This is a genomic window from Paraburkholderia bannensis NBRC 103871, from assembly GCF_000685015.1.
In the GTDB taxonomy this organism is placed as follows: Bacteria; Pseudomonadota; Gammaproteobacteria; order Burkholderiales; family Burkholderiaceae; genus Paraburkholderia; species Paraburkholderia bannensis.
In genome coordinates this window covers 1-1,441 of the sequence record NZ_BAYA01000089.1, presented here as the reverse complement: position 1 = coordinate 1,441, position 1,441 = coordinate 1, and the positions used below count along the sequence as shown (strand labels likewise).

Here is a 1,441-nt window from a genome sequence, read left to right as displayed (position 1 = left end):
GCCAGATTTGCAGCAGCACCGCTTCCGTTTCGCTGGTCGCCGCGATGCGCTCGCTTTTCGGCTCCTCAGGTTGCGGGAGCGCCTTGCGGTCGAGCTTGCCATTCGGCATCACCGGCAGCTTGTCGAGCACGCTCAGGGTCGATGGAACCATGTAGCCCGGCAACTTGCGTTCGAGCTCGCCCTGCAGCGCGGCGACATCCACCGCGCCCGCGACATAGCCCGCGAGCCGCTGCTTTTCGCCCGCGCCATGCACGATCACGGCGGCTTCGCGCACGCCTGCGCAGTGACGCAGCACCGCTTCGATTTCGCCCAGTTCGATGCGCTGGCCGCGCAGTTTCACCTGCTGGTCCAGACGCCCCAGGAATTCGACCGTGCCGTCAGCACGCATGCGGCACAGGTCGCCGCTGCGGTATTGGCGCGAACCCGGCGCACCGAACGGATCGGGAACGAAGCGTTCAGCCGTCAGCGCCGCACGGCCCAGATAGCCCCGCGAGACCGTCGGCCCGCCGATGCAAAGCTCGCCCAGACCGCCTGCCGGCGCCTCATCGCCGAAAGCGTCGAGCACGCGCGCGCTACGGCCTGGATACGGCTTGCCGATCGGCACCGTGACCTGCTTCGCATCGCCGCCCGTGGTCTCGCGGTAAAGCGCTGCGACCGTCGTTTCCGTCGGGCCGTAGAGATTGTCGAGACGGATATCCGCAAGCGGGCTTTCTTTCCAGTGGCGCAGCGCGTCGCCTGGCAACGCTTCGCCGCCCACCGTCACCTGGCGCAGCGCGAGCGCCTCGCGCGCAGGCGCATGGCGCTGCCACTGCTGCCACAGCGCCGTAGGAATACGCGCGAACGTCACGCGGCGTTCGGCCAGGCGCTCGCTCAGGCTTTGCAGATCCCACGGCTGCACGCCGCGCATTTCGACCGTTGCGCCCACGCGCAACGCGGGCAGGATTTCGTGCAACGCCACGTCGAAGTTGATCGTCGACGAATGCAGCACCGTGTCCTGCGCGCTGATGCGATACGTCGCCTGGAAGTCCTCAAGGTGGCTCCACAGCGAATCGTGGCTCACCGCGACGCCCTTCGGACGACCCGTCGAACCGGACGTGTACAGCACGTAGGCGAGTTGTTCCGGATGGAACCGGATCGACGGCGCTTCGCCCCCCGCTTCGCCCCCCGCCTCGCGCGCCGCGTCCACATCGACCACCTCGCAGCCACGCAGCACGTCGGCCAGACGCGCCGCGCTACGCTCATCGGCCACGACGCGCGTGATGCCCGCGTCTTCGATCATCTGCTCCAGACGCGCCTGCGGGTACTCAGGATCGAGCGGCACAAACGCCCCGCCCGAGCGAATCACGCCGATCAGCGCCGCGATCATCCCTACGCCGCGCTCCACGCACAAGCCGACTCGCGTTTCCGCCCGCACGCCACGCGCCGCAAGCTGCGCTGCCAG

General features: G+C 68.5%; 1 protein-coding gene. It reads right to left on the bottom strand.

What is annotated here, in order from left to right:
* The coding region (locus tag BBA01S_RS45040) for an amino acid adenylation domain-containing protein (RefSeq protein WP_042298662.1) at window positions 1–1,441 on the bottom strand (1,441 nt) is incomplete at both ends.